This is a genomic window from Pistricoccus aurantiacus, assembly GCF_007954585.1.
Lineage (GTDB): Bacteria > Pseudomonadota > Gammaproteobacteria > Pseudomonadales > Halomonadaceae > Pistricoccus > Pistricoccus aurantiacus.
In genome coordinates this window covers 3,410,725-3,430,895 of sequence record NZ_CP042382.1, presented here as the reverse complement: position 1 = coordinate 3,430,895, position 20,171 = coordinate 3,410,725, and the positions used below count along the sequence as shown (strand labels likewise).

Annotated in this window: 22 protein-coding genes and 1 tRNA gene; 13 read left to right on the top strand and 10 right to left on the bottom strand. The window is 59.2% G+C overall.

Annotated elements, in window-relative coordinates:
• Positions 1–121: 121 nt before the first annotated feature.
• Positions 122–418, top strand: a complete 297-nt coding sequence (locus tag FGL86_RS16230; protein ID WP_186764427.1) for a hypothetical protein — start codon at positions 122–124, stop codon at positions 416–418.
• 185 nt (positions 419–603) lie between these two features.
• On the opposite strand, the gene putA is transcribed toward FGL86_RS16230, so the two are convergent.
• From putA to ilvA, 5 genes are all read right to left on the bottom strand, one after another.
• The gene (putA, locus tag FGL86_RS16225) at positions 604–3,792 is read right to left on the bottom strand and encodes a bifunctional proline dehydrogenase/L-glutamate gamma-semialdehyde dehydrogenase PutA (RefSeq protein ID WP_147185734.1); all 3,189 of its coding nucleotides are present in this window, start codon (positions 3,790–3,792) and stop codon (positions 604–606) included.
• A 114-nt stretch (positions 3,793–3,906) separates the two neighbouring features.
• A complete protein-coding gene (locus FGL86_RS16220) occupies positions 3,907–4,275 on the bottom strand; it encodes a hypothetical protein (RefSeq protein WP_147185733.1) in 369 nt (122 codons plus the stop codon).
• A gap of 60 nt (positions 4,276–4,335) precedes the next feature.
• Positions 4,336–4,409 (bottom strand) — tRNA-Gly (locus FGL86_RS16215).
• A 226-nt stretch (positions 4,410–4,635) separates the two neighbouring features.
• Positions 4,636–5,061, bottom strand: a complete 426-nt coding sequence (locus FGL86_RS16210) for a CBS domain-containing protein (RefSeq protein WP_147185732.1) — start codon at positions 5,059–5,061, stop codon at positions 4,636–4,638.
• 326 nt (positions 5,062–5,387) lie between these two features.
• Positions 5,388–6,638, bottom strand: a complete 1,251-nt coding sequence (gene ilvA, locus FGL86_RS16205; RefSeq protein WP_147185731.1) for a threonine ammonia-lyase — start codon at positions 6,636–6,638, stop codon at positions 5,388–5,390.
• A gap of 212 nt (positions 6,639–6,850) precedes the next feature.
• Between ilvA and FGL86_RS16200 the strand changes: the two genes are divergently transcribed.
• From FGL86_RS16200 to FGL86_RS16160, 9 genes are all read left to right on the top strand, one after another.
• Complete coding sequence (locus tag FGL86_RS16200) at positions 6,851–7,102, top strand: hypothetical protein (protein ID WP_147185730.1); 252 nt, start codon at positions 6,851–6,853, stop codon at positions 7,100–7,102.
• Between the two features lie 125 nt (positions 7,103–7,227).
• Complete coding sequence (locus FGL86_RS16195) at positions 7,228–7,386, top strand: YqaE/Pmp3 family membrane protein (protein WP_147185729.1); 159 nt, start codon at positions 7,228–7,230, stop codon at positions 7,384–7,386.
• 116 nt (positions 7,387–7,502) lie between these two features.
• Positions 7,503–8,390 (top strand): NAD(+) kinase, encoded by an 888-nt coding sequence (locus FGL86_RS16190; RefSeq protein WP_147185728.1) that lies wholly within the window; start codon positions 7,503–7,505, stop codon positions 8,388–8,390.
• Position 8,391: 1 nt separating this feature from the next.
• Complete coding sequence (locus tag FGL86_RS16185) at positions 8,392–9,393, top strand: metallophosphoesterase (RefSeq protein WP_147185727.1); 1,002 nt, start codon at positions 8,392–8,394, stop codon at positions 9,391–9,393.
• Between the two features lie 239 nt (positions 9,394–9,632).
• Positions 9,633–10,490 carry a rhomboid family intramembrane serine protease gene (locus tag FGL86_RS16180; protein WP_147185726.1) on the top strand — a complete coding sequence of 286 codons (858 nt, stop codon included), beginning with the start codon at positions 9,633–9,635 and terminating at the stop codon, positions 10,488–10,490.
• 39 nt (positions 10,491–10,529) lie between these two features.
• Positions 10,530–10,814: a YeaC family protein gene (locus FGL86_RS16175; protein WP_147185725.1), complete on the top strand. Its 285-nt coding sequence runs from the start codon at positions 10,530–10,532 to the stop codon at positions 10,812–10,814.
• Entirely contained in the window at positions 10,798–11,667 is an 870-nt protein-coding gene (locus tag FGL86_RS16170) for a DUF2797 domain-containing protein (protein ID WP_425468293.1), read from the top strand. The genes FGL86_RS16175 and FGL86_RS16170 overlap by 17 nt, the downstream gene beginning before the upstream one ends.
• A gap of 71 nt (positions 11,668–11,738) precedes the next feature.
• Positions 11,739–12,095 (top strand): DUF488 domain-containing protein, encoded by a 357-nt coding sequence (locus FGL86_RS16165; RefSeq protein ID WP_147185724.1) that lies wholly within the window; start codon positions 11,739–11,741, stop codon positions 12,093–12,095.
• A gap of 29 nt (positions 12,096–12,124) precedes the next feature.
• Entirely contained in the window at positions 12,125–12,853 is a 729-nt protein-coding gene (locus tag FGL86_RS16160; protein ID WP_147185723.1) for a glutathione S-transferase, read from the top strand.
• Positions 12,854–12,904: 51 nt separating this feature from the next.
• Here FGL86_RS16160 and FGL86_RS16155 read toward each other — a convergent pair whose 3' ends face one another.
• Positions 12,905–14,392, bottom strand: coding sequence for a RimK family protein (locus tag FGL86_RS16155; RefSeq protein ID WP_147185722.1), 1,488 nt, complete (start codon positions 14,390–14,392; stop codon positions 12,905–12,907).
• A 127-nt stretch (positions 14,393–14,519) separates the two neighbouring features.
• On the opposite strand from FGL86_RS16155, the gene FGL86_RS16150 reads away from it, so the two are divergent.
• From FGL86_RS16150 to FGL86_RS16140, 3 genes are all read left to right on the top strand, one after another.
• Positions 14,520–14,996 carry a GNAT family N-acetyltransferase gene (locus FGL86_RS16150; RefSeq protein WP_147185721.1) on the top strand — a complete coding sequence of 159 codons (477 nt, stop codon included), beginning with the start codon at positions 14,520–14,522 and terminating at the stop codon, positions 14,994–14,996.
• 34 nt (positions 14,997–15,030) lie between these two features.
• Complete coding sequence (locus tag FGL86_RS16145; protein ID WP_147185720.1) at positions 15,031–15,516, top strand: YajQ family cyclic di-GMP-binding protein; 486 nt, start codon at positions 15,031–15,033, stop codon at positions 15,514–15,516.
• 147 nt (positions 15,517–15,663) lie between these two features.
• Positions 15,664–16,215: an Hsp20/alpha crystallin family protein gene (locus tag FGL86_RS16140; protein WP_147185719.1), complete on the top strand. Its 552-nt coding sequence runs from the start codon at positions 15,664–15,666 to the stop codon at positions 16,213–16,215.
• Positions 16,216–16,298: 83 nt separating this feature from the next.
• On the opposite strand, the gene FGL86_RS16135 is transcribed toward FGL86_RS16140, so the two are convergent.
• The 4 genes from FGL86_RS16135 to FGL86_RS16120 all read right to left on the bottom strand — a co-directional run bounded on the left by FGL86_RS16135 (position 16,299) and on the right by FGL86_RS16120 (position 20,032).
• Positions 16,299–17,153: a metal ABC transporter permease gene (locus FGL86_RS16135; protein WP_147185718.1), complete on the bottom strand. Its 855-nt coding sequence runs from the start codon at positions 17,151–17,153 to the stop codon at positions 16,299–16,301.
• Positions 17,150–18,043 carry a metal ABC transporter permease gene (locus FGL86_RS16130; protein WP_147185717.1) on the bottom strand — a complete coding sequence of 298 codons (894 nt, stop codon included), beginning with the start codon at positions 18,041–18,043 and terminating at the stop codon, positions 17,150–17,152. The genes FGL86_RS16135 and FGL86_RS16130 overlap by 4 nt, the downstream gene beginning before the upstream one ends.
• Positions 18,040–18,999, bottom strand: a complete 960-nt coding sequence (locus FGL86_RS16125) for a manganese/iron ABC transporter ATP-binding protein (protein WP_147185716.1) — start codon at positions 18,997–18,999, stop codon at positions 18,040–18,042. The genes FGL86_RS16130 and FGL86_RS16125 overlap by 4 nt, the downstream gene beginning before the upstream one ends.
• Positions 19,000–19,105: 106 nt before the next feature.
• On the bottom strand, positions 19,106–20,032 hold the full coding sequence (locus tag FGL86_RS16120) for a metal ABC transporter substrate-binding protein (protein WP_147185715.1): 927 nt from the start codon (positions 20,030–20,032) through the stop codon (positions 19,106–19,108).
• Between the last annotated feature and the right edge of the window lie 139 nt (positions 20,033–20,171).

Genomic DNA, 20,171 nt, shown 5'->3' with positions numbered 1-20,171 from the left:
GCCTCATAGTTTTTCCTATGCTATTGGATCAACACCTGCAATGGGAAAGACGCTTAGCAAGATCGATCGTCCTCGGCTACAGTCAGAAACTGTGTCGGCGATTGCTGCTGCTAAGGAATAAATGATGAGAGCGCTACCTTTAAATCGATCTTTCTGGTCGCCGCTGCTGGCGTTGTCGCTGGCGGCGTTCCTGGCGCTGTGGCTGCTGTTGCAGCCGGAATTGATTCGCGCCTTGCCGCTGATCGCCAAGCTGCCTTTGATGGTCTTGGGGATCTGGGCGCTAGGGCTGGGGTTTGCCAAGGGTGTGGGACTGAGATTCCCCAAGGATTGGCCGCGCTGGTTGATATCCTCGAAATCCTGTTGGCGGGTACTGCTGATCTTTACTCTATTATTGCTTTTTCGCGTCTGGGCCATCTGAGCATTTCCAATGGTCCATCTTTCAAGGATTCCGATCAGGTGATCATCGTCGAGCCACCGACGATATGATACAGCTGTTTTCTATCGTGAAAGCCGCGCTCCGCGGTTCTTGTCATACGGTGATAAAAAGGGTATCGACCGGTTTGAGACGCCGGCCAATACCCCGAGGTGACGCGAAAGGTTTCTTCAGTCGTTCAGGGCCAGCAGCGAAGCGTTGCCTCCAAGGGCGGCGGTATTGATCGTCAGCGTCTTTTCCGTGGCGAAACGCAGCAGATAGTGCGGCCCGCCCGCCTTGGGCCCGGTACCGGAAAGTCCCTGACCGCCGAAAGGCTGTACGCCTACCACCGCGCCGATGATATTGCGATTGATATAGACGTTCCCGGCGCGAATCTTTTTCGCGATACTCTCCGCGAAGGATTCGTTGCGGCTGTGAACCCCGAAGGTCAGGCCATAACCCGTGGCGTTGATGGTCTCGATGACCTTGTCGATCTCTTCTGCCTTGTAGCGCACGATATGCAGTATGGGGCCGAACTGCTCGTGCTTGAGATCGCTGATACTGTCGATCGCAAAGGCGGTGGGAGCAACGAAGGTACCGTCGCTTGTCAGGGTCGGGTCGAGTGACGTCTGGGCGATCAGCCGATCGGCCTTTTTCAGCGTTTCGATATGCGCGTCGAGATTTTCCTTGGCTTCCGCATCGATGACAGGTCCCACGTCGGTACCCAGTTCCCGAGGATCACCGACTCGCAGTTCCGCCATGGCGCCCTTGAGAATGGCGATGATCCGATCCGCCACATCTTCCTGAAGATACAGCACCCGTAGCGCGCTGCAGCGCTGCCCCGCGCTCTGGAAGGCGGATTCGATGACATCCACCACCACCTGTTCCGGCAGCGCGGTGGAGTCGACGATCATCGCGTTGAGGCCGCCGGTTTCCGCCACCAGGGTAGGCAAGGCGGCGTCTTCTCGAGCGGCAAGGGCGCGGTTGATGGCCCGGGCGGTATCCGTGCCGCCGGTAAAGGCGACGCCGGTAATGCGCGGGTCCGACGTCAGTACGCTACCCACGGTAGGACCGTCGCCGGGAAGCAACTGCACAACCTCCTTGGGAATGCCTGCCTGATGCATCAGTTTGACCACGCGATGAGCGATCAGCGAGGTCTGCTCTGCGGGTTTGGCAAGTACGCTGTTGCCGGATACCGCCGCCGCAGCGATCTGTCCGCAGAAGATGGCTACCGGGAAATTCCAGGGGCTGATGGCGACGAACACGCCTTTGCCGCCCATGATCAGATGGTTGGATTCGCCGGTAGGGCCGGGCAGGGCAGTCGGCTCGCCGAACAGTTCCTCCGCCTTCAGCGCGTAGTAGCGACAGAAATCCACCGCCTCGCGGATCTCGTCGACCCCGTCTGTCAGCAGCTTGCCGCCTTCCCGGCAGCACAGGGTCATCAACTCCGCCATGTTGCTTTCGAGCAGGTCCGCCAGCCGTCGCAGGCAGGCGGCGCGTTCGGTGACCGGGGTGCTTTCCCAGTCCGGAAACGCCTGCCAGGCGGTATCGATGGCCTGGCTGGTCTGTTCCTTGGTCGTCCACTGCACGCTTCCCACCACCTGGTTGTGGTCGAAGGGGCAGATCACCTGCTGTCGAGCGCTTTTATCCTCGGCGACTTCGACCCCCAATAATGGCTTGACGTGATACTGGCGGTCCATGAAGGAGGCCATCTCATCCATCAGCGGCTGATACTGGCTGGCAATATTGAGATCGACCCCTTTCGAGTTCTTGCGCTGGGGTCCGTAGAGATTCGTCGGCAGCGGAATACGCGGGTTGGCGTAGGGGGTTTGCTGACGCAGGGTTTCCACCGGATGCACGCAGAGGGACTCCACCGGCACCCGAGGATCGACCAACTGATGCACGAAGGAGGAGTTGGCGCCGTTTTCCAGCAGACGACGCACCAGGTAGGGCAGCAGATCCTTGTGGGCGCCTACCGGGGCATAGATTCGGCAGTAGGTGCCCTTGGGCGCGCGCTTGAGCGCCGCGTCGTAAAGCGCTTCGCCCATGCCGTGCAGGCGCTGGAATTCGAAGGCGCGATCCGCTTCGTTGGCCTGTTCCAGCAGGGCGCTGATAGTGTGGGCGTTGTGGGTGGCAAACTGCGGAAAGATGCGTCCTCGGGTATTGTCGGACAGCAGGAAAGCGGCGCAGACCAGATAGGACACATCCGTACCGGCCTTGCGGGTATAGACCGGATAGCCCTCGACTCCCAGCTGCTGAGCTTCCTTGATTTCCGTATCCCAGTAGGCGCCCTTGACCAGACGCAGCGGAATCTCGTCGCCCTGTAGCTCCGCCAGGCGATTCAAGTAGTAAAGAGTAGGCAAGGCGCGTTTGGCATAGGCTTGTACCACCAGCCCGAAATGCCCCCAGCCGCGGCAGATCTCGTCTTCATACACCGCGCGGAACACTTCCAAGGACAGCTCGAGACGATCGACTTCTTCCGCGTCGATGGTGATGGCGACGCTGCGCTCCCGAGCCATGCTCACCAGCTTCTTGACGCTACCCACCAGCTCTTCGAGCACCTGGCTGCGGCGGCCGAATTCATAGCGCGGATGCAGCGCCGAGAGCTTGATGGAAACCGACGGCGCCGGGGTCTTGCTGGAAAGCTTCTGACTGGTGCTGCCTACCTGCTGGATGGCGTGGGAATAATCCTCGAAATAGCGCTTGGCGTCGTCCCGGGTACGAGCGGCCTCGCCCAGCATGTCGTACGAATAGGTATAGCCCTTGTCGAACAACGGCCTGGAGCGTTTGAGCGCTTCGTCGATGTCCCGGCCCAGCACGAACTGGCGGCCCATGACCTTCATGGCTTCGACCATGGCGCGGCGAATCACCGGCTCGCCCATGCGATTGACCATGCGATTGATGAAGCCCGCCGGCTTGCCCTCCTTGGGCTGATCCATCTTGACGACATGTCCGGTCATCAAGAGCCCCCAGGTCGAGGCATTGACGAACCAGGATTCGCTCTGGCCGAGATAGCGCTTCCAGTCCGAAGGTCCCAGCTTGTCCTCGATCAGCGCGTCCGCAGTAGCCTTGTCCGGAACGCGCAGCATGGCCTCCGCCAGGCACATCAGCATCAGGCCTTCGTGAGTATCCAGGCTATATTGCTGAAGCAGCTCATCGATGGAATCGACGGCGGTGTCCATGTCGCGGACTTCACGTACCAGTTCCGCGGTCTTGTCAGCGATACGCTTGAAGTCTTCTTCGTCGTTGGCCAGGAAATCGATCTGCTCGGTGATGAAGGTTTCCTCATCGACGATGTAATGCTCGCTGATCTGCTTGAGCAGTGCGTCGGGCTCCTGCTTCCAACTGGCGCTATCTAGTATGTCGGTGGCACGTAACATGGGGTTCCTCCATCATGGTAGAGAAATGGCTCGCCATTTCTTTCAAGCCTGCGCCGGACCCGCGTTGACCGCAAGTATGGCTAATTATGAAAATGACGACTATGGGAAACACTACTACGAGGAACGAGAGTTGCGTAGTGCGGTACGTGCCGCCAGATGGTCGCGGAGAATCTTGAGTTCCTCGCGTCCGGTACGCGCCAGGAGAAAACCGCCTTGAGCAGCCTGCCAGGGTTGGCCGTATTCCTGCATCAGCCCCTGGGCACGACGGCGTACGCTTTCCAGATAATCGTCATGGCGAATGGGATAGCCGACTACCGCATGCCACTGGGTTTCGCTGACGTCACCCGCCAGGGTCTTGTCGAATATATCGAGCAGGGTATTCGGTTCGGTCCGATAGCGCGGGGTACGCGCCACCATCATGATAGCGACCATGCCGCCGATCACCAGCAGGCTAACCGTGAAAACCAGCAGGAACTGCGCCATATGGCTCCATCGGACAGTCGTAATGCGCGGGAGAAGAGAAAGAAAAGGAATCGATGAGCTTGGAGCGGGTGAAGGGAATCGAACCCTCGTCTTAAGCTTGGGAAGCTTCTGCTCTGCCATTGAGCTACACCCGCGCGAGAAAGTAGAGGGTAACCAATGGATTAGGTGGCGTCCAGCGCAGGATTCTCGAGTGGGCAGAAAAAAATTCTCCTTGGACGGAGAATTATCATGGCTTTGCTGTCATAGCGGATAGACATGATCGTTGGTGATAGCAGTCACTGGTTTATGTCTATAGCTTGCAGTTTCGATTTCGCCGCCGGGGGTTCCCCCTGGCGGCATTTTTTCTTGCGTACTATTCAGCTAGCGATGCGCGGCTATTCTGCCACGGCGCATGCTCAGAATGGCATTGAGGACATCGCGGCGCATCACGGTGCCTACCAGCTGGTCCTGCTCCACCACCGGATAGATCTTGGGCTTGGCGCCGAGCATTTCCTGGGCGAGATCGGTAATGCTCTTGTTGGGCGTCACCGCCAAGGCATCGTGACGCATCAGATCTCGTACCAGCAGAGCTTCTTCATCGTGGTAAATGCTGTCGAGTATCTGGCCAAGGACCTCTTGCTCGGAAATGAAGCCGATCAGGCGATCGCGCTCGTCGACCACCGGGGCACCGGGAAGGCGGTAGACAGCCAACCTTTCAGCCAGTTGAATCACAGAGGTGTTGCCGGTCACCCGGTAGCAGTCTCGAACCATGATGTCGCGAACGACGCTGGGTGTCTTGCTGAGCATAGCGATACTCCTCGCATAAAATGGACTTGCGTCACAGAGCAGGCCGTGTCCCGCTGGCGGATTCCCGCATCGAGCATTCGATGGGCATCAATCCCCTAAGCCGCACTCCAAGCAGTGATCCTCGATCCTAGATCCTAATTCAAGATTAGCACTCAAATCTCCTAGCGCGGTGCGAACGCCTTCTTCGATGGTTCTGCGGGCTGCTGCTGACGATAGATAGGGAAGTGCGTCGCTGGCTGGCACCGATGATGACGTCACCAACGTTACGCTGTTGCATGAGACCCTTCTGACGTATCGATTCTTCAACAGAATAGGCGCCAACTAGCCTAGGGGGTATCGTGTTTTGATGTCAGGATATCGACTTGCAGCCTTTCCTCTTCAAGCAAGGCGATCAATTGTTTCTGATGTTCCGGGCCTCGGGTTTCCATCTCGAGAATCACTTGGGTCGTGCCAATAGGCACATGGAGTTCGCCGCGGCGATGTTCTACGTGACGGATATTCATGCCAAGCCTGGCTACGGTATCGAGCAGATGGGCAAGATTGCCTGGCGTATCCTGGATAATGACTGAAAGGCTGATCAGCCGACCGCTGGAGGCAAGGCCATAGTCGATAGAGCGGCCTACCAGACTCATGTCCACGTTACCTCCCGAAATCACGCAGACGACCCGGTCTTGGTCGCTGACCCGAATCTTCCCGCGCATCAGGGCAGCCAACCCGGTAACCCCGGCTCCCTCGCCAATGGTGTGAGTATGTTCGAGCAAGGTGACGATAGCCTCGGCGATGGCGTTGTCACTGACGGTAACAATATCGTCCACATAGCGAGCGATGACCTGGCGAGTCAGCTTGCCCGCGCGCTTGACCTTGATACCGTCGGCGATGGTATGGGCGTCAGGTGCGACCTCTTCTATACTGCCATCCACGAGAAAGCGTCGCCAAGGTGCCACGGTGTCGGTTTGTACGCCAACGACGCGAATGGCCGGATTCTGCAGCTTGAGTGCTAGCGCCACGCCAGATAGCAGCCCACCGCCACCCAAAGGCACCACGGCAAGAGTCATGTCCGGTGCATCCTCGAGCATTTCGAGCCCGCAGCTGGCCTGACCGGCAATCACATCCCAGTCATCGTAAGGTGATAAGAAAGCCAGATTGTCCCGCTGGGCAATTTCCAGGGCAAGCTCGGTGGACTGCTCCAGGTTGGTGCCGTGCAAATGCACCTCGGCTCCCATCTTGCGACAAGCCTCTATCTTGGTTAAAGGCGCGTTAGTTGGCATTACAACCACCGCGCGAAGTCCCGAGAGATCGGCGGCTCTTGCCACACCCTGGGCGTGATTGCCGGCGGAAGCGGCAATCACGCCATTGCCTTGAGCATCGGTAGCTATCAATCGAGCGATCTTGTGAGTTGCGCCGCGTATCTTGAAAGAGCCTGCACGCTGCAGGTTTTCCAGTTTGAAGGCGAGCGAAGTACCCAAGTCGGTGGAAAGGGGGTCGTTGCGCCATTGGGCCGTGTGAATTACCGCATCTTGGAGGCTCGCTCGAGTCGCCTGTAGATATCGAAGGGATAATGGAGCGTCGTCGTGCATGATGGACCTTCTTGGCTAATAGCAGGATGACAGTCGAAGGGTTGCATCCACTGTCTGGAACCTCGCAAGGGCTCATGACTCTAATAGCATAGCGTTTCTTGAGTAAGTTTTGGCACCTACTAGAAGCGGTGTGGCTGAGACAGACGTTATTCGACTGACTTGTCCACGAGAATCATCACCGCCATCACCTAACGACATCTTCGAGGATTGAAATGGACGCTCGCGACTATCTTGCCAAAAAAGGCATCGCTCTAGACAAGCCGGAGGCGGATAAACCCCACACCCTGGAGGAACTGGCCTGGGCGCGCGCCATTGAGGCGGGGCGTCATCGCCCGAGAAGCGGTACGCCCTTCGACTGGGAAGACTGGGAGCGCTATCACGACGATCTCGCCGAAGGTGCGGAAAACGTCCAGCAGAAGATCAACCCCCAAGCCCACGGGCATGAGGCGAAGAAATCAAGCTGAGATCGCGAATCTTGGTGCTGCGACGTGAGAGCAGCGTGATCGATTTCTCTGTGACTTGTTCGCCAAGGATGAGTAAGCTTGCGAGGCAGTCATGCATTGGCAACGGAACAAGGAGATCGCCTCTTATGGATATTATTCGTATCATTCTCGCCATTCTGCTTCCTCCCTTGGGTGTTTTTCTGCAGGTGGGTATTGGCCTACAGTTCTGGATCAATATCCTGCTGACACTTCTCGGCTATATTCCCGGCATCGTGCATGCCATCTGGATCATTGCTCGCCGCTAGATTACTTCGTCAAGGCTGACCTGAAACGGTCAGCCGGGTGAAAAGCCACTGAGCGCGGTTTGCCGCCCCGGGGGCTGAGCCGCATAATGTCCGGCTCGATGCCCGCGGGAGCCCTCATGACAACCTTCAAGAACATCGGCCTGATCGGTCGTCTGGGTAGTGCCAAGGTGGTGGAGACCCTGAGGCGACTGGTACGTTTTCTCGACGGTAATGGCTATCACGTCATCATCGAAGAGCGTACCGCCGCGCTTTTGCTGGATCACGGTCAGCAAGAAGCCAATCGTCGCGTGCTGGGAGATTTCTGCGATCTGGTGATTGTGGTCGGCGGCGATGGCAGCATGCTGGGCGCTGCCAGGGCGCTGTGCAAGAGCGGCACCCCGGTGCTCGGGGTCAATCGAGGGCGCCTGGGCTTCCTAACGGATATCCTGCCGGACGAGATAGAGGAGCGGGTCGGCGAAGTGCTCGACGGGCGCTACAGCATCGAGGAGCGATTTCTGCTGGACGCGGAGGTCTATCGGGGCGATGAGCTGGTGGGCACCGGAGATGCGCTGAACGATGTGGTCATGCACCCGGGCAAGGCGGTACGCATGATCGAGTTCGAACTGTTCATCGACGGTCAGTTCGTCTATACCCAGCGCAGCGACGGGCTGATCATCGCCACGCCCACGGGTTCCACCGCCTATGCGCTATCCGGCGGCGGGCCGATCGTCGATCCTCGGCTGGACGCCATCACCTTGGTGCCGATGTTTCCGCATACCCTGTCAAGCCGACCGATCGTCATTCACGCGGATTCGGAAATTCGTCTGCACATCGGCGAAACCAATGAAACCTATCCCCACGTCAGCTGCGATGGCCAGACCAAGGTGGTGGCAAAACCGGACGACATCCTGTTCGTGCGCAAGAAACCCTACGCCTTGAAGCTGATGCACCCTTGCCAGCACAACTACTACGAAATCTGCCGCAGTAAGCTGGGCTGGAGCAACCGCCTGGGAGCCAGCGACTGACATGACCCTGAGCGACAGCCTCGAAGGCTATGATGTGATCGGCGATGTACACGGCTGCGGCGCTACCTTGGCGGTGCTGTTGGAAAAACTCGGCTATCATCAGCGCGACGGCGTCTATCGTCACCCGCGGCGCAAGGTGATCTTCGTCGGGGACCTGATCGATCGCGGCCCGCGTATCCGCCTGGCGGTGCGTATCGCGCGAAGCATGGTGGAAGCGGGGGAAGCCTTTATCGTCATGGGCAATCACGAATACAATGCCCTGGCCTATTGCCGACGCGATCCCCGCAAGGGTCAAGGCTGGCTGCGGGACCATACGCCCCGGCATAACCGCGTCATAAAGGAAACCCTGGAGCAGTACGCGGATCACCCGGCGGAGTGGGAAGACACCTTGGACTGGTTCATGACGATGCCGCTGTTTCTCGAGCGTGACGGGATACGGGTAGTGCATGCCTGCTGGGATCAGGCAATGATCGACGAATTTCGCCAGCGCTATCCGGACGGACGTATGGACGAAGCCTTTCTTCAGGTTTCCGCCCAATACGGCACCCGGGATTATGCCATCATGGACCGCCTGACTCGAGGAGGGCAGCTGCGGCTGCCGGACGACATCGAGATTCACTCCGGGGACGGCTTCACACGGCGCAGCTTCCGTACCCATTTCTGGGCGCGGGATCCGCGTATCTATGGGGATGTGGTCTTCCAACCGGATAACCTGCCCGACGATCTGGAGCTGCGTGAACTCACGCCGGAGGAGATTGCGAGTCTGAGCTACTATGGGCCGGAGGAGCCTCCCTTGTTTATCGGCCATTACTGGTGCGAGGGCATACCTGCCTTGCCGACCCTCAACATCGCCTGCGTCGACTATAGCGCGGTCAAGTTCGGTCGTCTGGTCGCCTATCGCTGGAGCGGCGAGCGGGAACTCGACGCCAATCATTTTCGATGGGTGAGCGTACCGGAAATGCCTCAGGCGCGTCCCTTGCCCTGGGAAATCGAATTCGACTGATGGAGTTACGTTAAAGTGCTGATTATATACAAAATTTTACATTATTTTTAATGAACGACGATGAACTTTCCAGTGCTGGGCTTATCTGAGTAGGTGTTCCCTTGAATGATCCCTTGCTTTGCCCGGCGGCCCCCTCCGCCGGTTTTTTTTGTCCGCTATTCATGGCTAGTGAAGGATGGCTATCGATAACCGTCCATCGTCGTCAATAATATTCATGGAATTCCTGCAAGGAACTGGTTATGTACAAGGTGGTCGAGCTGCCTCGAGATACCGATACTCGTGCGCTCCGACAAGCGCTCTGGGCGCACCGTATCGGTCATCGCTTCACCGAGGATGAACAGGGCTACTCGCTTTGGCTGGTGGATCCCGATCAGCTCGAGGAATCCTTGCGTCTGCTGGAACGCTGGCGGCGGGGTGACGACGACCTGGTGCCGCACAAAGCGACAGTAAAGCGCCGTCTGGCCGGCTCGTCCCTTGCGGTGCCGTTTACGCTGGCGCCGGTGACTGCCTGGCTGATCGTGCTATCCCTGCTGGTCTTCGCCCTGATGGCGGTGTTCGGCGACCTGCTGGTGGTCACCATGACCATTGTGCCAGTGGCGGTAGTGGGTGGCAGCCTTAGTCTGGGCACCCTGGGAGATACCCTGGCCTCGGGACAGGTATGGCGCCTGTTCACCCCGGCGCTTTTGCATTTCGGCTGGATGCATCTGATCTTCAACATGCTGTGGCTGTGGTATTTCGGTCGCCAGATCGAAACCCTCAAAGGTAGCCGCACCATGCTGTTCCTGGCGGTGACCAGCGGTCTGGGAGGCAACCTGGCGCAATACGCTACCGGAACGGTACTGTTCGGCGGCATGTCCGGGGTGGATTTCGCCTTGCTGGGCTATGTCTGGCTGATGGCCTACCGGGCGCCGCAAAGCGGCTTCTTCGTACCCCAGATGCTGGTGGTGTTCATGCTGGGCTGGATGGTGTTCACCATGACCGACATGGCGGAATCGGTGGGATTTGGCAACGTTGCCAACGAAGCGCACCTGGGTGGCCTGCTCGTGGGGCTGGTGGTGGGCTGGTATCATGCGAGCCGCGCTCGCCGCTCGCGCTGATCTGGAGCGCTTATTGATCCAAAACGGGAGAATTCGTCAATGCAAGACATGACCTTCGATAGAATGATCCAGCAGATGACGCCGGCCATCTACGAGAGCCTCAAGCAGGCGGTGGCGCTGCGCAAATGGCCGGATGGTCGTTTTCTGACCGCGGAGCAGACGGAGCTGTGCCTGGAGGCGGTGATCAAGTACGAAATCGAGAACGGCGTCCCGGAAGAGCAGCGGGTGGGCTATCTCTCCCGGCGCAGCTGCGGTGTCAGCGCCCAGGCCGCACCGGCAAACGAGGGTGCGGCTGCCTTGGGACGGAATGTTGGCGGTGACTGATCCTCTCGAAAGAATTCCCTTGCGTGGCTGTCTGTCCAAGATGGCCGTCGAGCCGGGAGTCGCCGACCCGGATAGCGACGCCGAGCCCGCGCATTACACCTTGCGCGTCGGCGAGCAGCGGCTGGATCTCAATGCGCGCCTGGGAGAGCCCCTGCGGCTCGTCTGGCACGGCAATATCTTCTGCATCCACTGCGGCAGGCGCACTCGCAAGAGTTTCGCCCAAGGCTACTGTTATCCTTGTTTCAAGTCTCTTGCCCAGTGCGATACCTGCATCGTCAAACCGGAAACCTGTCATTACTTCGCCGGTACCTGCCGTGAGCCCGCCTGGGGCGAGCGTCACTGCTTTCGACCCCACGTGGTCTATCTGGCCAATTCCTCGGGGCTCAAGGTGGGAATTACCCGGGGTACCCAGATTCCCACTCGCTGGCTGGATCAAGGCGCGATCCAGGCGCTGCCGATCCTGGAGGTGGATACGCGCCAGCAGTCCGGCTTCGTCGAGATGCTGTTCAAGGAGCGCGTCGCGGATCGCACCAACTGGCGCGCCATGCTCAAGGGCGAGGTCGAACCGTTGGATCTTTCGGCCCAGCGGGATCGGCTGTTTGCTCAACTTGAAAGCGGCTTTGTGCCGCTTCGCGAGCGTTTCGGGGCCGATGCCTTCCAGCGGCTCGATCAGCGCCCCAGGCGGTTCCGCTATCCGGTGCTCGAATTCCCCAGGAAAATCGCGTCTCACAATTTTGACAAGCAGCCGGAAGTGGCAGGTACGCTGCTGGGCATGAAAGGGCAATATCTGATGCTCGACAGCGGTGTGATCAACCTGCGAAAGTTCACCGGCTATGAAGTTAGCGTTATGTGATACCGCGACTACGCTATAAACGATACGCTATTAGCGATAGGTAACTTCATTGCGGAAAAGGAGACGCCGTCATGACGATCCAGCTCAAGCGCGCTTACGACGACCCCCAGAAGAATGATGGCTACCGAGTGCTGGTGGACGGCATGTGGCCGCGGGGCATCGCCAAGGAAGACGCCAAACTGGATGACTGGCTCAAGGACATCGCTCCCTCCAAGGAGCTGCGTCAGTGGTTCGATCACGATCCGGAGCGCTGGGCGGAATTTCGCAGGCGCTATCTGGCGGAGCTCAAGGAACACCGGGAACCACTGCGGGATCTCGCCGAGCGGGCGAAACAGGGCACCGTCACGCTGGTATATGCCACCAAGGACGAAAAGCATAATAACGCCCTGGTCGTGGAGCAGTATTTGAAGATGCTGGGCGCCGATTAAGCACTCGTTTTCGAGCAAGGAGGCAGAGTATGCGTTACGAGCTTTATTACTGGCCGACAATCCCCGGACGCGGTGAATTCGTGCGTCTGGCCCTGGAAGAGGCCGGCGCCGACTACGTTGACGTAGGTAACGGTTCCTCCAAGGAAGGATTAGGCGTGCCGGCCATCAATGCCTGGCTGGAAGACGATGATGTGCTTTATCTCCCTTTTGCGCCGCCTTTTCTGAAAGCCGGCGACCAGGTCGTTTCTCATGTGGCCAATATCTTGCAGTTTCTAGGACCGCGGCTCGGTCTTGTCGCGCAGGACGACGCGACGCGGCTCTGGACCCATGGTCTGCAGCTGACCCTGACGGATTTCGTCGCCGAGATTCACGACGTTCATCATCCCATCGGTAGCTCTCTTCATTATCGCGAGCAGCGCGCGGAGGCTCACCGCCGAGCAGCGATATTCACCGGCGAGCGTCTGACCAGGTTCCTGCGCTATTTCGAGCAGGTGCTCATGCGCAATCCTCACGGCAGCGACTATCTGGTGGGCGATGGGCTGTCCTACGTGGACCTGTCGCTATTTCATGTGGTGCGTGGGCTTGAGTACGCCTTCCCCAATGCCATGCAGCGGATCGCGCCGGAGCTGCCCCAGGTCATGGCGCTGGCGGATCGTGTCGCCGAGCGGCCCAATATCGCCGCCTATCTCGCTTCCTCACGGCGGCTGCCCTTCAATGAAAACGGCATCTTCCGCCATTATCCCGAACTCGATCCCTAAGCCAAGCTGAATTCCTGGGCTGGCACGCAATTCCCCGGGCTTGGGCTTCGTTCAGGTCCGGCTGAGCCGTCGAGCCTCCATCCGCTCGAGAAAGACCCTCATGACGCGGCGATACAGCTCCCGGCCAAGCACCGTGTCTTCCACACCGGCGTCGATATTGGGGTTGTCGTTGATTTCGATGACCACGACTCGCTCGCCCACCTGCTTGAGATCGACGCCATACAAGCCCTCGCCGATCAGCCTGGTCGCCTTCAGCGCCGCGCGAACCACGGTCTTGGGCGCCTCACTCGGGGCATGGGTGCTGAAACCGCCGCTTCGGGTCTTGCCCTTCGAGTGATCGTAGATCTGCCAGTGGCCCCGGGCCATGTAGTAGCGGCTGGCGAATAGCGCCTGGCCGTCGAGCACGCCGATACGCCAGTCGAAGTCCGTCGGCAGCCATTCCTGCAGTAGCAGCAGCGCCGAGGATTCGAACAGGCGAACGGACTCCTGTCGCAGCTGCTCCAGGGATTCGATCTTGACGATGCCTCGGGAAAAGGAGCCGTCCGGCACCTTCAGCACCATGGGGAAGCGCAGCTCGGCGCTCTTGGCCTCGAGTCGGCCCATATCGTGACGATTGAGCAGCACCCCGCCCGGCGCGGCAACTCCCTTGGTACGCAGCAGGGCGTGCAGGTACACCTTATTGGTGCAGCGCAGGATCGAGCGGGGATCGTCGATCACCACCAGGCCCTCATGTTCCGCGCGTCTCGCCATGCGATAGGTGTGGTGATCGAGGCTCGTGGTCTCGCGAATGAACAGACCATCGAATTCCGCCAGCCGACTTTCATCCCGGCGCGTGATCAACGATACGTCGATGCCCAGCTGGCGTCCCGCGCGAATGAATTCTTTCAACGCGCCTTTATTGCTGGGAGGCAGCACCTCCTGCGGATCGATCAGGATCGCCAGGTCGAAGCGGTAGCGCCGACGCGCCTTGGGGGTGCGCCAGACCTTGCGCGAATGGCGGTTCAGCGCGCCGGCGAACAGATCCTGTTCCTCGCCCTCGAGCGCAGCGAGCTTGAGCGGCTTGAGCCGGAATAGCCGCCACACACCCTGACGCTGGATGAAGCGTGCCTCCAGCAGCGGACAGGGCAAGCGTTCGAACAGCCGACGGGCCAGCCGGGCAAAGGTCGGATCCAGGCATTCGCCGAACAGGGCACGCAGGCTGAAGGAATCGCCGCTCAAGCTGCCGCGACGCGCCAGCTCGTCGAGAAGCGGCTCAAGGGATTCCAGGCGCAGATCGATCAGCGCCTTGCGCGACAGCTCGTTGAGGGTCTCCACCGAAGGCAAGACCCGCTGTCCCCGGGCCTGGGCGAGCAGCGACACATAATAGCCGCGCTCAAGATAATCGAGATCCGCGCTCAGATTGATGACCTGGGTGGCGACGTCCTGTTCGGGGGATTGCTGTTCTTCCGCCAGGTAGGCGTCCGCGGCGATCAGATCCTCGCTGGGGTGATAAGGGCGCCAGTCGGTAAGTTGATCGACGATGATACGCAGCGAACACATGGATAAGACATCCTCGTTAAAGTAAAGCGGCCGGCTAATCGCGGCTAGCATGCCTCGACACCCGAATGCTGGCAATATGGCACCTTGCTGAAATACTTTTATCTTCCCGCGGCCATCGGCGTTTCCTATGCCTATTCAATTGCGTCAGGCAAATCCGCAGGACCTCGATGCCCTGTGCGGACTCGAGCGCGCCTGTTTTACGGAAGATGGCTTCGGTCGCCGTCAGTTGGCCTATCTGCTGACCCGGGCTCATGGGGTTGCCTGGCTGATTGAGGAAGATGAGAAGCACGTATTGGGCTATGCCATATTGCTGTTGCGTCGCGGTAGCGCAAGCGGGCGGCTGTATTCCTTCTGCCTTCACCCCGCGGCGAGGGGCCGGGGCCTGGCGGTGCGACTGCTCGAGGCGCTGCGCAATATTGCCATCGGTCGAGGCCTGAATCGCTTGACCCTGGAAGTGCGCGTCGATAACCCGGCCGCCATTCGGCTGTATCGACGCAATGGCTTCCAATGTCTGCGCCGGCTGACGAATTACTACGCCGACGGCTGCGATGCCTGGTACATGGTCCTGGGGCTGATGGATGAAAAGCCCCCGAGTGAGCGCTAGAATTGCCGCTTTACCTATGATCAAGGAACGAGCCATGCCTTCTTTCGATATCGTCTCCGAGTTCGACAAGCACGAAGCGGCCAACGCGGTGGACCAGGCCAACCGCGAGATACAGACCCGCTTCGATTTTCGCGGCGTGGATGCCAGCTATACCCTGAACGGTGAAACCGTCTCCCTGGAAGCCGAGGTGGATTTTCAGCTCAAGCAGATGCTCGATGTGCTTCGCAACAAGCTGATCGCGCGTGGTATCGATGCCCGCTGCATGGAAGAGCAGGAGCCGGTGCTCTCCGGGGTCAAGGCCCGCCAGGAGGTCAAGCTCAAGCAGGGGTTGGAGCAGCCGGACTGCAAGGCCATCGTCAAGAAGATCAAGGATTCCAAGCTCAAGGTGCAGGCACAGATTCAAGGAGAAAAGGTGCGGGTCACCGGCAAGAAGCGCGACGATCTGCAACAGGTCATGGCGCTGCTCAAGGGCGAGCAGGGACCGGACTTGCCGCTGCAGTTCGACAACTTCCGCGATTAAGTCGATAAGCTTTAAAAAACAGTAATATTTTGATTTAGATCAATAAAATAACTCGAAGGAGGTTGAGAATTTTTCCGGACGGACCCACGTATACCGTATTGAAAGACCAGTAGGATCCATCCGTCATTGCAATCATGGAGGTGGCGTATGAACTTGCAGAAGTTTTCTCCCTGGAACTGGTTCAAGAGCGAGAACCGACAATCCCAGGAAGCAACTGCTCCGGCGCCTGTGTCGGCGGAAACACCAAAAGGTCTATCTCCTTTCTGGCAGATGCACAGGGAACTGGACCGCTGGATGGACAATGCCATGCGCCAGTGGGGCATGCCGGCGATGCCGGAAGCGTTTGCCAGCATGGAAGGCTTGCTCAAGCCGAGCGTGGATATCAGCGAGCGGGAGGATGAGTACAGGATCAGCCTCGAGGTGCCAGGCGTCGACGAGAAGGACGTCAAGCTTTCCATCGATGAACACCGCCTGTTGATCGAAGGCGAGAAACGCCAGGAAAGCACTTCCAAGGAAGATCGTTATCAACGGGTCGAGCGAGTGTATGGTAGCTTCCAGCGCGTACTGGACCTGCCCGTGGACGCCAAGGTCGAGGATATCGAGGCGAGCTTCGACAAGGGAGTCTTGACCGTCAAGGTGCCCCGAGACAAGCAAGCCAAGGCGCGCCGGCGCGAGATCCCTATCCAAGGGCGCCGATAAAACCGTAAAGCAGCGAATAGCTTATCTGTATCTGGCCCGCCATCGGCGGGCCAGTTGCTTTTCAAGTGTTGATGGCCGCGACGTCAGGATGGCGACGCAGCGGCAAGGCGACGCGAACGCCTGCGGGTAGCGCTCAGGCGGTAAAGAAATGCCAGGATAAAAATACCGGTCAGAATCAGCACGATGGTTGGCGCCGGGGCGCTGTCGATAAAGAAGCTCGCGTAGGTGCCGGTCAGCAGCGCGACGGCGCAGACGGCTACGGACACTCCCAGCATGGGGCCAAAGCTGCGCACCACCAGAAAGGCGATGGCTCCGGGGGTGACCAGCAGCGCCACCGCGAGAATCAGGCCCACGGAGCTCAGGGTTGCGACGATGGTCAGCGACAGGCTCGCCAGCAGGCCGTAGTGCAGGAGTTTGGTATTCAATCCTACCGCCTGGGCCTGGGCCGGATCGAAGGCATGCAGCAGCAGGTCCTTCCATTTCACGATCAAGAGTCCCGAGACGAAAAGCGCGATCAGCCCGGAGGTCCAGAGATCCTGACTGCCCACTCCCAGCATGTTGCCGAACAGCACGTGATCCAGGTGCTCGTTGGTGTGGATCGAGGTGTACATGACGATGCCGAGGCCGAACATGCCGGAAAACACCACTCCCATCACCGTGTCCTGCTTGACCCGACTGTTGTGAGCTAGATAGCCAGTGGCCAGGGCGCAGGTCATGCCTGCGGCGAAGGCGCCGACAATCAACGGTAATCCCAGTATCCAGGCCAGCACGATGCCCGGGAGTGTCGCATGGCTGACCGCGTCTCCCATCAGCGCCCAGCCTCTGAGTACCAGAAAGCAGGACAGCAGCGCCGTGGGCGGCGCCACCAGTAGCGCGATCCAGAAGGCGTTCTGCATGAACGGAAACTGAAAAGGCAGCAGCAAGGTATCAAGGGTCATGGCTCGGCACTTTGGGTGGAAGTCGATTCGGTGACCGGCGGCTCCAGCGCCTTGGCCGCCTTGCGCCGGGCGGCGAGCAGTCCATGCTTCGGGGCGAAGACAAAAGCGAGAAGAAAGATGATTGTCTGCAGCATGACGATAATGCCGCCGGTGGCCCCGTCGAGAAAGTAGCTGGCATAGGCGCCGAAAAAGCTCGTCAGGGTGCCGATAAGCACCGAAAGGGCGATCAGCCGGGGGAAGCGGTCACACAGCAGATAGGCGGTAGCTCCCGGGGTCACTACCATCGCAATCACCAGAAAGGCTCCCACGGTCATCATCGCCGCGACGATGTCCGCGGACAGCAGGGCAAAGAAGATAAGGCGCAGCACGTCCGGGCGCAGGCCGATGGAGCGAGCGTGATTCTCGTCGAAGAAGACCACCATCAGATCTTTCCACTTGGCCAGCAGAATCACAAGGGAAACGAAGCCGATGATCGCCAGCTGCAGGGTATCCCCGGGGGTAATCGCCAGAATATTGCCCATGATGATCGTTTGGATGCTGACGGACATTGGGCTCAAGGAAACCATGAACAGGCCTAGGCCGAAGAAAGAGGTGAAGATGATGCCGATGATCACGTCGATCTTGAGCCCGGAACGCTCGGACAGGAACAGCATCGCTCCGGCGGCGAGTCCGCCAGCGATAAAGGCCCCAAGGGCAAAGGGCAGACCGAAGATATAGGCGCCGGCGACCCCGGGCACCACGGAATGTGAAAGCGCATCGCCGATCAGCGACCAGCCCTTGAGCATGAGATAAGAGGAGAGAAAAGCGCAGACCGCGCCCACGAGCGCGGACACCCACATGGCGTTGGTCATGTACACATAGCCGAACGGCTCGAGCAGCGTATCTATCACGGCTTCTCCACCTTGTCAGTGTCATCCGCCAAAGCGTCTTTTGTCGCGAGGTCTGACGTCGCTTTCTCGATGCCCCGGGAATCGCGGCGGTCGCTGTATTGCACGAAGGGACGCTCGTCGTCGGTGATGATGCGAATTTCGCGGGGGTCGTCGTCGTCATGCAATTCCGCGCCACCGAGGGTAAAGTGTCGTAGCACGCCGCCGAAGGCGAGTTCGAGATTTTCCCGCGTGAAGGTGGTCTCTGTCGGGCCATAGGCCAGCACCGTGCCCTTGACCAGCACGGTGCGATCGCAGAATTCCGATACGGAGCCGAGGTTGTGGGTCGAGACCAGCATTACCCGGCCTTCGTCGCGGAGCTCCCGCAGCAGCGCCACGATCTGATCTTCCGTCTTTACATCGACGCCGGTGAAGGGTTCGTCCAACAGGATGACCCAGCCTTCCTGCGCCAGGGCCCGGGCAAGGAATACCCGCTTGCGCTGGCCGCCGGAGAGCTCGCCGATCTGCCGATGACGAAAATCGCTCATGTTGACCCGCGCCAGCGCCTGATCGACGGCCTCACGATCTGCCTGGCGCGGTCGGCGCAGGAAGCCCATGTGACCGTAGCGGCCCATCATCACCACGTCCTCGACCAGCACCGGAAACGCCCAGTCGACCTCTTCGGATTGCGGCACATAGGCGACGAGGTTTTCGCGCAGGGCGTCTTTTACCGTTCGATCGAGCAGACGGATTTCGCCTCTCGCGGTGGGCAAGAATCCCATGATTGCCTTGAACAGCGTGGACTTGCCTGCGCCGTTGACCCCCACCAGGGCCGTGATGGTGCCCTGGGGGATCTCAAAGCTGGCGTCGCGCAAGGCGGTATGGCCATTGCGATAGGTGACCGTCACGTTGCGAGCCAGAATACCACCACCGGCGTCTCCGGCTTGAAGCTGCGTCTGTGGGGACGTTGATGGATTCAAGAACGCGTACTCCTGTTGCGGCGACTGATTCCCAAGCTTTCGGATGACGAAAATGTAACAATCCCCACGATACCATGTTCATGGAGGCTGCAAGGAACGGTCGCTGTTACTTGGATTGCATGTTTTTCGTCAGGCCGTCCACCACGGTCTGGGACGTGACTTTCAGCAGATCGAGATAGGTCGGCACCGGACCGCTTGCCTCGCTGAGGCTGTCCACATAGAGCACGCCGCCGTAGGCAGCGCCGGTTTCCCGGGCGACCTGCTTGGCCGGGGACGTGTTGACGGTGCTCTCGCAGAACACCACCGGGATGTCGTTCTCCCTCACCCCGTCGATCACGCTGCGCACTTGTTGCGGCGTGCCGGTCTGATCCGCGTTCATTGGCCAGAGATAGAGTTCTTTCATCTTGAAGTCGCGAGCGAGATAGCTGAAGGCGCCTTCGCAGGTAACCAGCCAGCGCTTGTCCTCCGGAATCTCGGCGATTCGATCCCGCAGCGGCTCGATAGTGGCGCGGATTTCATTCTTGTAGGTCTCCGCATTGGCTCTGTAGGCCTCCGCGTTGTCCGGGTCGTGCGCTGCAAACGCGGAAGCGATGTTATCCACATAGACGATGGCGTTATCGAGCCCCATCCAGGCGTGGGGATTGGCCTGGCCTTCATAGGCACCCTCGGTGATGGAAATCGGATCGATGCCGTCGGTCAGGGTCACCGAGGGGATATCGCCAAGATTGGCGAGGAACTGCTCGAACCAGAGCTCCAGGTTCAGCCCGTTCCAGAGGATCAGATCCGCGCCGTGGGCGCGTACGATATCCTGCGGGGTCGGCTCATAGCCGTGAATCTCCGCGCCGGGCTTGGTGATCGACACCACCTCCGCGTGATCCCCGGCCACGTTTCGCGCCATTTCCGCCAGCACGGTAAAGGTGGTCACCACTTTCATGGGCTTGTCTCGGGCGCTGGCGTCAAGAGCCAGCAGTGATATTGCCAGCAGCAACGCAAGCAAGGCGCGTGAAGAAAAATAAATCCTGAACCTGGGCATGGTAAGTCCTCGAGAACTGTCATAAAGCTTTCTTCAAGCTGTTTTCAAGACCGGGCAAATAGAGTCGAGCATAGTATTATATTGTGCTTATTTGATAATAATTGTCATTTTAGCGAGCCGGGTCGGCTGGTTTTGCTGG

What these genes read in the sequence shown, in the direction of transcription:
- FGL86_RS16230 (WP_186764427.1), top strand. Translation starts at nt 122, where the DNA reads ATGATGAGAGCGCTACCTTTAAATCGATCTTTCTGGTCGCCGCTGCTG.
- putA (WP_147185734.1), bottom strand. Translation starts at nt 3,792, where the DNA reads ATGTTACGTGCCACCGACATACTAGATAGCGCCAGTTGGAAGCAGGAG.
- FGL86_RS16220 (WP_147185733.1), bottom strand. Translation starts at nt 4,275, where the DNA reads ATGGCGCAGTTCCTGCTGGTTTTCACGGTTAGCCTGCTGGTGATCGGC.
- FGL86_RS16210 (WP_147185732.1), bottom strand. Translation starts at nt 5,061, where the DNA reads ATGCTCAGCAAGACACCCAGCGTCGTTCGCGACATCATGGTTCGAGAC.
- ilvA (WP_147185731.1), bottom strand. Translation starts at nt 6,638, where the DNA reads ATGCACGACGACGCTCCATTATCCCTTCGATATCTACAGGCGACTCGA.
- FGL86_RS16200 (WP_147185730.1), top strand. Translation starts at nt 6,851, where the DNA reads ATGGACGCTCGCGACTATCTTGCCAAAAAAGGCATCGCTCTAGACAAG.
- FGL86_RS16195 (WP_147185729.1), top strand. Translation starts at nt 7,228, where the DNA reads ATGGATATTATTCGTATCATTCTCGCCATTCTGCTTCCTCCCTTGGGT.
- FGL86_RS16190 (WP_147185728.1), top strand. Translation starts at nt 7,503, where the DNA reads ATGACAACCTTCAAGAACATCGGCCTGATCGGTCGTCTGGGTAGTGCC.
- FGL86_RS16185 (WP_147185727.1), top strand. Translation starts at nt 8,392, where the DNA reads ATGACCCTGAGCGACAGCCTCGAAGGCTATGATGTGATCGGCGATGTA.
- FGL86_RS16180 (WP_147185726.1), top strand. Translation starts at nt 9,633, where the DNA reads ATGTACAAGGTGGTCGAGCTGCCTCGAGATACCGATACTCGTGCGCTC.
- FGL86_RS16175 (WP_147185725.1), top strand. Translation starts at nt 10,530, where the DNA reads ATGCAAGACATGACCTTCGATAGAATGATCCAGCAGATGACGCCGGCC.
- FGL86_RS16170 (WP_425468293.1), top strand. Translation starts at nt 10,798, where the DNA reads ATGTTGGCGGTGACTGATCCTCTCGAAAGAATTCCCTTGCGTGGCTGT.
- FGL86_RS16165 (WP_147185724.1), top strand. Translation starts at nt 11,739, where the DNA reads ATGACGATCCAGCTCAAGCGCGCTTACGACGACCCCCAGAAGAATGAT.
- FGL86_RS16160 (WP_147185723.1), top strand. Translation starts at nt 12,125, where the DNA reads ATGCGTTACGAGCTTTATTACTGGCCGACAATCCCCGGACGCGGTGAA.
- FGL86_RS16155 (WP_147185722.1), bottom strand. Translation starts at nt 14,392, where the DNA reads ATGTGTTCGCTGCGTATCATCGTCGATCAACTTACCGACTGGCGCCCT.
- FGL86_RS16150 (WP_147185721.1), top strand. Translation starts at nt 14,520, where the DNA reads ATGCCTATTCAATTGCGTCAGGCAAATCCGCAGGACCTCGATGCCCTG.
- FGL86_RS16145 (WP_147185720.1), top strand. Translation starts at nt 15,031, where the DNA reads ATGCCTTCTTTCGATATCGTCTCCGAGTTCGACAAGCACGAAGCGGCC.
- FGL86_RS16140 (WP_147185719.1), top strand. Translation starts at nt 15,664, where the DNA reads ATGAACTTGCAGAAGTTTTCTCCCTGGAACTGGTTCAAGAGCGAGAAC.
- FGL86_RS16135 (WP_147185718.1), bottom strand. Translation starts at nt 17,153, where the DNA reads ATGACCCTTGATACCTTGCTGCTGCCTTTTCAGTTTCCGTTCATGCAG.
- FGL86_RS16120 (WP_147185715.1), bottom strand. Translation starts at nt 20,032, where the DNA reads ATGCCCAGGTTCAGGATTTATTTTTCTTCACGCGCCTTGCTTGCGTTG.